At 43.1% G+C, this 7926-nt stretch carries 11 protein-coding genes and 1 pseudogene; 5 read left to right on the forward strand and 7 right to left on the reverse strand.

Annotated features, from left to right (window positions below):
• Positions 1 to 51 precede the first annotated feature (51 nt).
• The 7 genes and pseudogenes from QUB25_RS24915 to QUB25_RS24945 all read right to left on the reverse strand — a co-directional run bounded on the left by QUB25_RS24915 (position 52) and on the right by QUB25_RS24945 (position 5748).
• The gene (locus tag QUB25_RS24915) at positions 52 to 1257 is read right to left on the reverse strand and encodes a hypothetical protein (RefSeq protein ID WP_333187266.1); all 1206 of its coding nucleotides are present in this window, start codon (positions 1255 to 1257) and stop codon (positions 52 to 54) included.
• A gap of 535 nt (positions 1258 to 1792) precedes the next feature.
• On the reverse strand, positions 1793 to 2002 hold the full coding sequence (locus tag QUB25_RS24920; RefSeq protein WP_333187269.1) for a hypothetical protein: 210 nt from the start codon (positions 2000 to 2002) through the stop codon (positions 1793 to 1795).
• 57 nt (positions 2003 to 2059) lie between these two features.
• Positions 2060 to 2149: pseudogene (locus tag QUB25_RS24925) on the reverse strand (hypothetical protein); the annotation flags it as partial.
• A gap of 912 nt (positions 2150 to 3061) precedes the next feature.
• Positions 3062 to 3427: a hypothetical protein gene (locus QUB25_RS24930; protein WP_333187272.1), complete on the reverse strand. Its 366-nt coding sequence runs from the start codon at positions 3425 to 3427 to the stop codon at positions 3062 to 3064.
• Between the two features lie 286 nt (positions 3428 to 3713).
• A complete protein-coding gene (locus tag QUB25_RS24935; RefSeq protein WP_333187275.1) occupies positions 3714 to 3917 on the reverse strand; it encodes a ChaB family protein in 204 nt (67 codons plus the stop codon).
• A 722-nt stretch (positions 3918 to 4639) separates the two neighbouring features.
• Entirely contained in the window at positions 4640 to 5125 is a 486-nt protein-coding gene (locus QUB25_RS24940) for a hypothetical protein (RefSeq protein WP_333187278.1), read from the reverse strand.
• Between the two features lie 68 nt (positions 5126 to 5193).
• The gene (locus QUB25_RS24945) at positions 5194 to 5748 is read right to left on the reverse strand and encodes a GIY-YIG nuclease family protein (protein ID WP_333187281.1); all 555 of its coding nucleotides are present in this window, start codon (positions 5746 to 5748) and stop codon (positions 5194 to 5196) included.
• Between the two features lie 572 nt (positions 5749 to 6320).
• On the opposite strand from QUB25_RS24945, the gene QUB25_RS24950 reads away from it, so the two are divergent.
• From QUB25_RS24950 to QUB25_RS24970, 5 genes are all read left to right on the forward strand, one after another.
• A complete protein-coding gene (locus tag QUB25_RS24950) occupies positions 6321 to 6545 on the forward strand; it encodes a hypothetical protein (protein WP_333187283.1) in 225 nt (74 codons plus the stop codon).
• A gap of 85 nt (positions 6546 to 6630) precedes the next feature.
• Positions 6631 to 6879 carry a hypothetical protein gene (locus QUB25_RS24955; protein WP_333187284.1) on the forward strand — a complete coding sequence of 83 codons (249 nt, stop codon included), beginning with the start codon at positions 6631 to 6633 and terminating at the stop codon, positions 6877 to 6879.
• Positions 6880 to 6894: 15 nt separating this feature from the next.
• A complete protein-coding gene (locus QUB25_RS24960; RefSeq protein WP_333187286.1) occupies positions 6895 to 7230 on the forward strand; it encodes a hypothetical protein in 336 nt (111 codons plus the stop codon).
• A gap of 4 nt (positions 7231 to 7234) precedes the next feature.
• Positions 7235 to 7528, forward strand: a complete 294-nt coding sequence (locus tag QUB25_RS24965; protein WP_333187289.1) for a hypothetical protein — start codon at positions 7235 to 7237, stop codon at positions 7526 to 7528.
• Positions 7529 to 7575: 47 nt separating this feature from the next.
• Positions 7576 to 7884: a hypothetical protein gene (locus QUB25_RS24970; protein WP_333187292.1), complete on the forward strand. Its 309-nt coding sequence runs from the start codon at positions 7576 to 7578 to the stop codon at positions 7882 to 7884.
• The last annotated feature ends 42 nt before the right edge of the window (positions 7885 to 7926 follow it).

Consider the following 7926-nt stretch of genomic DNA (forward strand, 5'->3'; position numbering starts at 1 on the left):
ACAGAAAAACTTTTCTGTTGGGTCGCTGTCCCATACCTCCCAAATAGACTGCTAAGCGACCACAATTGTTTGACCATTGGTTAAACTGCTGAAGTCATAGGTTGTGCTACCAGCTATGAGTTTTTCAAACTCGGAAGTTTTTATAGTGCCACTACTACTGGTAAAACTCACCACGGTTCCCAATATTTCAACGGTATAGCGACCTGACGTTAATTCCAGCGCATCTTGGTCGTTCCCTGCATACAAAGTAGCATAACCAGAACCCCTGATATAGTCTGTACCTTTTCCTAAAAATATGCTGCCAAAGCTAGAAAAGCCGCTATCAGTAGTAATGGAGTCCGCGCCCTTACCAGTATTAATAGTACCGCTGTTGGCGATGGTCGGGCCAAAGCGATTATCAGTCCTAATGCCAAGAATTATATCATCGCCATCCCCAGTATTTATGGTGCCGGTATTGGAGATGGCGATGCTGTAAGTGCTAGTACCAGTGATTATATCGTTGCCATCCCCGGTATTGATGGTGGAGGAATTAGCAATGGCGTCGCCCTGAGTTGAAATGCCAGTGATTGTGTCGTTACCCTCGCCGGTGTTGAGAAAAGACGAATAGAAAACCGTGCCAGAATACCCACCAGTGCCAGTGATTGCGTCATCCCCTTCCCCAGTATCAATGATGGAACCATTGATGGAACCAAAACGTAAGCCCATGTATTCGCCAGTACCCCCGATCGTGTCGTTACCGTTGCCAGTCTTCATGATGATCTGGCTTTGCAAGTTGGGGTTGTTTGAATTATGCTCGATTCCTACGCTCAAAAAACCCTGGGCAATGCCAGTGATTATGTCATCACCACCACCCGTATCAATGGTGCCTCCTTCGTTGAAAATGCCATTACTATCACGATCGCTCGACCTGTATTTTCCTTGTTTGTAACGGATGCCGAGGATTAAGTCGTTACCCTCACCCGTATTGAGCGTACCCGTGTTGTGGATACCGCTGACCGTGTAGTCGTAAGTATCAGGAATTGAGTCGCCGTAGTCTGCCGCAGCAACGATTAAGTCGTTACTATCACCAGTATTTAATGTCCCGCTGTTGTAGAAACCGCTAATCCTTGTGGGAGTGCTGCTAATACTATTACTAAGGGTTAATTCCTTGCTCGCAAGAGTATCAGTGAAGTCGTTATTAAGTATTTCTTCGTCCCCAGACACGCTGACCAAATCACCCTTCTCGGGAAAGATTATACTTGAAAATTCAATTTGCATAAAAAGACCTCGTAATTAAAATTAAAGCGAAACAATTATATGTCACCATTATAGCGGTATCACCCTTCAGTCTAATTTCATCTCTTAGCATAGCCAAAACTATTTTGAGAAAAAAACTTGTTTCTATTTTTTTGGAAGTAGCAAGAATTAATACTTAGCTGCTAGGATTATAACCCTCAAAAATTTTAACAGCGAAATACAAGTTGGTGGCATATTCAACTACAAACAATAGTCTTGAATCTGAAATATGGTTTATTCTGGCAAGAAGGATTGGCAGCTTTGTTGGAAATCGCAGAAACTGTTTCTCGATCGGCAACAACTTTTTGGATGCTTCTCAGAAAAACTGAATTTTGCTCAGTTCGCTGTTGCTTTCTTGTGAACCAAGCAGCAAAAATGCAATAACTGTACCTATTAATGCCAAGGATTATTTGCCAATTTTAATCAGGTTCGCTAAGTAAAAGTAATTTCACAAATGACCACTTTACTATAGCGATCGCAAATAATTTGTAAACTGCACTCGAATATGGTGCCGGCACTACGACCATTCTGGCTTGGTTGGATTTACGAATGAAAGACGATCGCTATATCTGTAGACTGAGATGAAATCTTCAGAACCGATGAGATTGGGAGCAACACCTATCAAAGAAGCTAAAGCTTCACCGCTGCCGGCTACTGTAATTAATGTGCCGTCAGTTCCCGGCGAAATTGATAGCTGTCGGAAGGTCAAGCCATTGATTAATTGCACGGTATCTTGAGACTTGGCGAAATCAGCGATCGTATCAACTCCCAACCCGGCACCTAAAACAAATAGATCGTTTCCCCAACCGCTGTTGAGAGTGTCAAAACCTTTGCCAGCATTGAGGATATCGCTGCCATCGCCCCCAGCAAGGATATCGTTGCTCTAACAGCCTTGGCGTTTGCTATACTATCGCCTTGGCATTGTAAATTTTAGCTTGTTAGCAATCTGGCGAATGTGTTCCTTATCCGCAGACAACATAAGGTGATTGTAGTTTGTCCCATTCAGGCGAATAGGTGTGGGATAGCGGATAATCAGCGTTGCCATTCTTTCCATTGTCCGATCTTGGTCAGAGGAAGGCAAAATTAAACACGCTGGGCGGCCCTGGATTTGTAACCTCTGCATCTGGGGACGAGTACCATAGGGATTTAGTCTATGATTCAGTGCATCCTTACAAACATTCTGAATCGTTGACGGTGGCGGTGACAACAGCCCCGTTATCTGGAAGAATCCATCCGCCCCGCTGAAGCGTTCTTCATAGCCCTTTGTAGGTTGCCAATTGCTGGGGTAACTAAAGGTAACACCATACGTCGAATTCTTGTATTGCTTTGTACTGGGAGCAGGTTTACGTGAAACTTGCTTTTGACCAACTGATGGGGAAAGCTGACTACTACTGCTATCTGGGGAGAGTATTCCCGTTAGTGGCACGAAGGTTAAAACTCCTAGACTACACAAGAGTGAATATCGAAAAACAATGTTTTTCATGGATTTTGTCGAAATACTCTACAAGGCTTACGCAAACAGCCAGAAATCGCCCTTTTTTCAAGGACTGTTTAGTTATTCAACAATCTCTGTGAATTGGAACAATCCCGAACTGTTTTACTGATACCTTCCATTCGCATTTACCTAAATCCGGTTTTTATAGCATTTCCTGTTTTTGGCAGCTTTATGGCTTTAGGAGGTTTTGCAGCTTTTCAAAGAAGGAATAAGCAATTGAAAGGGCTGGGCTCGCGTCCTCGGTAACGGCTAAGCGCTCTCAATTATCTAGCAGACTTTCAGAGTTATGCTTCAATCTCCCTCAACTTCCATCTCTAACTGATACATCCGCAAACTCGGATGTTCGCCAATCAGCCGCCAGCAATATCCCTCAACCGTTGGTGAAGGTCGCGCTCCTTCTTGGCGATACAGGAATATCGGCTCGTTTCTCATCAATGCCGTGAATATCTCTCGTTCCCTATCTTGACCATCGTCCCAGATGAGGTGAGCTTTGCCAAAGTACCCAGCGCCCATCAAACTAGCAAAGAGCCATTCCATGAGAGCTTGCTGCTCGTCTTGGTTAAGCGTGGATTGACCGTAGGTGTCGATTATGGGGATTTCGGATTTGGGTCTGAACGAGGCGAAAATGGCGGTGGCGAGGTTGAGGTACTTTTTCATAGGTCGGTGGAGATACGTCTACTTCTAGTAATTGGGATGAGAGATATTGTTCGGTCGATCGCACGTTGCGCTCTCGACCAGTTAGAGGGCTGTTTTAAAAGTTATCAACCAAACGATCGAATTAACAGCAAACAAAAAGGTATAAAAAATATAGCGTTGCACAATTTGAGGATGATGCTTGTGGGGTGTTCCGCTTGCTATGAAAATACACGTCTTTGGGCAGAACACCCATCCCACAAAACAATCAAAATCATCCCGCAATTATGCAACGCCTTAAAGTATGCTCTTATTGGGGCTTGCGGTGCCAATTTCCGTCGTCCCCCTTCTCGTAATCACGTTTTACTGCACTCCAAGCGACTCGGAATGCACTCTCTTCTTCACCATATTCTTCTAAAGCATTGTTAAAAGCTGCTCGAAAAATTTCTTGAGCGTGCTTAGGTAAGTGATCCTTAACGGACGAGGGTAAGTCATCAATCTGTTCGTAAGGCATTGTTCATCTCCAGACTATTAAAACTTTATGAGAAGAGTGAACACTAATGGTCGCGACGGGTAAATTTTGCGATCGTGCGATCGAAACTTACGGTCGCGCCGCCAGTTTCCACAATCTCCTGATGGCGGATAAGCGAACTCAATGGTGAAAAAGTCAGCAGTCAAAGAGAGCGGCAATATTTCAGACGAATGAACCGATAGCCAATCGCTATTTTAGTAGTTTAGACTGATTAGAAGCAGTTTTATACCAACGGTGTCAAAAACTATTAAATCTCAAACACCTGAGAACGCGGTTTGACTAATTTCTATGGGTAGCCGGAACCAAAAGCTTTATCCATGTAAGGCGAGATGCGCTGCCAGCAAGCTCGCTCACAACTCGTTCCCGAACTCGCAATTGAGCGTGTCAACTGTGGGCTATCTACTTTTTCCCCACGACGTGAAAGAAGTCCCCGGCGCGCATTAATTGCCGAGCGAGATTGCGTGCAGTTGCTCCCACATGAACCGAGCGACAACATCAATGAGAGAAACGTTGTTTTTACCCGCGACTATCGGCTCGATCACTCGCCCATTAACACCAGAGTTCGCGCATGAAAACTTACGCTCTGATTTGTCTGGCTAGAGGTGTTAATTAACTGCAGATCATATCACAGTCAATCAACTGGACACGATATTAGTCGTCTACCCAACAGCGTAGGAAATAAGCACTCTTTATCTCTTACAGTTTTAGGTAATTTTAGATAAGTTTGATAAAGTAGTTATCAACCAAACGACCGAATTAACAGCCAACAAAAAGGTATAAAAAATATAGATTGATGGAGCGCACATGGCTCTCCATAAAGAAGGCATTTTAAATATTTTCAAAGAACCGAGCGGATGAACTAGACCTTCCGGTATCGAACGGGCATTAAAACTTTTATCTAAGGCGCTTTCGTCATTCAAAAATTCGGTAACGGCAGCGGCTCTTTGCATATAATAAAATTGCACCCTCCAATAGGTAGCTTCTAAAAACCAAAAACCAAAAATTATAACGTATCCTAGCGGAACCAACGCATTTATTTTGTTGGCAAATACCCAACCAATCAACGCTATCCAAATGGTAATCGCGGCAGTTTTTAATTGCATCAAGATTGTTGTAAAGTTAGCTATTTTTTTCTCTACTTCCTCTGCTCCTTTTTGCAGCATTGCTAGCTGAAATTCAAATCGGTCCATATTTGATTGGGGGATGGCTGATGGTTCCTACATAGTTTCTAACTTTAAAATACCAAATTGCAGCAGTTTTATTTCCCGAATGGCTGTCCCCACCACTGCCAGCATTCTTTGTTGAAAGGCGATCGCCACTTGTAGATAAGCTCCGATTCTAACTGGAGCCGCTGTTTTCGCTTAGCTGGCGCTCCGTACCAGAAGGCTATAGCCACGCTCACCTCCAGGGAATAACGCCGATGCAGTTCGATGTAGTTGCCAATGTAGCTGTGACAATCGTGGCTCATCCATCTTTGTTTGGGAGTGCGCTCTGTTTCTCCCACATACAAAACCAACGGAAGCTCATTATCAATCACAAAATAGAGGCAAATACGATCGCCCAAATCCGGTTTCTCGCAGAATGAAAGGTTGTGCAGTTCCAGGGCAAAGGGGTCTATGTTGTTGGAGTCACAAGGATTTGGCGCTAAATCAAATAGTGTTCCCTGCTGCGATTGCGAGGTGGCTTCAGATTGTTGATGTTCAAAAATGCGTTGTTTCCAAGACTCTAGCGCCTGGGAACTCATGGTTAGCTGAGGAGATTTAGCATAGCTGGGTTTGGGTTGAAATTCAGGAAAAAGTTCGAGTTGTGGCACGGATTCAAAAGATTAGTTGGACGATCGCTGCGGTAAAGTTTAGCTCAATGGAATTCTACCAAACATCACGCTTCCAGTAGTAATCTCTCCAAATATGGAACGGATACTGTCACAATTATACCAAAATTCTTGAAAACCTCAGATAATCCATAAATAAAATCAGCAAACTCTGGAGATTTTGTCACAGATTTTTTTGCTATTCTAGGTTCATGAAGCTTTATTTTGCCCTGTTTCGGAAACGGTCGCATTCATGTTGCCTATCTATTCGATCGATTCTTAGCTATTCATAATCACAGCAGTTTATGAAGAAATACTACGTCAGCTTTTGCACTTCTTACGGGCTGACAATCCAGGGAAAAGGAAAATCATCATGACCGGGATTCTTGTTGCGGGTTACTTAGCAATCCAGTTGTGCTTCGCTTTTGGGTGATGATGTTTTGTTCCCGAACTATGAGAATCTACCCTCATCATTATTTATCAATCCAAGAAAGAGTTCTGCCCATGTCTGGATGTTCGCCTTGTTCCAGACTTTTGCAAATTAGGCACAATCTGAAAACTCACTGTGAAAACTGATGAATCTAGAGGAATTAGTAAAGTTTCTGAAATATGAAACTGACCTCAACAGATTCTTTGATTCAACTGCGGGGTACTATTTTCAGAACCAAGTGCTTCCTTCGCCAACCGAAGCTCAAAGAATAAAAATAGCTCTAGCTATAAGCGACCAGATAGAAGGCAAGCACCCGCAAAGTACCGACGCAATCTATTTAGCAGCATATAAAATTGCAGAATCTGTTTAGCTACTGCCCACTGACCTCTCATGCTACTGGGAGGTCAGAACTCATACTACTCTAAAACAAATGGCAAGAAATTTAAGTGCTTACAATGTACCAGCAAACTGCTGTTATTCATGCCCGTTTGGTGGGAAAAAACCGATCGAACTCTCCCCCGATAGACTCGCATATTATTACGAACAACTCCTCAATGGTGGCTCCCAGCACTTATGCCATAGCGCAGAAAAAACTATCTGCCGAGGCGGACGGACTATCCAACTCCGATGGTTCTGTTCGATCGGTATCATTGAAGAACCCACCGCTGAAGCTTTCAATCAAGCTGTTGCAGAAGTTGAATTGAAGAGAAACAAAAACGATGGAAACGGTAGAAACACTAGAAACGATGGAAAAACAGAAAACATCTCAGAAACACATTGATTTGTTTCTGAAACCCAAAGATTGTTTCTTCTTGTACAATCCCTTTAATTGGTGTCCGGGTTGGGCGCTCGGTCAAATTGAGCTCCCGATTCCTACTAGCTATTCCCGTTGCTTGACTTTGGTTCGTGATGCTGAAGGTGGCTGTCATTGGGTTTCTGCTAATAAAGTTGCCATTCGAGGCGAGAACCATCGTCAAACTCATCTTTTTGAAACTTACTCAGCAAATGCTTTCGATTGGGCCAAAATCAACACTTTTAAACCAATTGTCTGGTGATTCTATGGAAACTTTAAAAATTACTCAAGAACACATTACTTGGTTTCCAGAACCAAACGACTGTTTCTTTCACTATGGAAATGTTTGGTGTCCGGGTTGGGCGGTTGGTGCAATTGAATTACCGATCGTCCCCTGCTATTCCCGTTCCTTTACCTTAGTTCGGGATTGTACTGGCGAAAGTCATTGGTTTTCTGCCAACAAGGTTTTGTTTCGCGGTGACAGTCATTTATTCGACAGTTACATCGGAAACAGTTTCGATTGGACAAGAATCCACACCTTCAAGCCTCTTGTTTCCTAAATTTTTACCTGACAGCAGCGTTTTGCCAGTTCGCTACTGGTTTTTTTATGTCAAACTCCCCCGTTTGCAACGCTAATGCTGATGCTTTTTCTTTAATTCAGCACATATTTGTTATCTGTTACGCCTATTATTCGATCGGTGCTGCTACCGAATCTGGTACTATCTTGTTCTTGGCTGACTATGAAAGTCCTGAATGGATTACTGATTTTGAAGAAGCCTATTTCTTCGAGTCTAAGGAAAAGGCAGAACAAGTAGTTGCGACTCTACAAAACAACTTCAAAGTCAATAATTTCCCCAAAGATTCTGTCTCGGTTATTCTAGTTATACCAAATCCGGTTATGATAGACTACTTATAATCACATAAAAATAAAAAGCGATGCCGAAAAAAGCATATTTGG

Source organism: Microcoleus sp. B3-D7 (genome assembly GCF_036705305.1).
In the GTDB taxonomy this organism is placed as follows: domain Bacteria; phylum Cyanobacteriota; class Cyanobacteriia; order Cyanobacteriales; family Microcoleaceae; genus Microcoleus.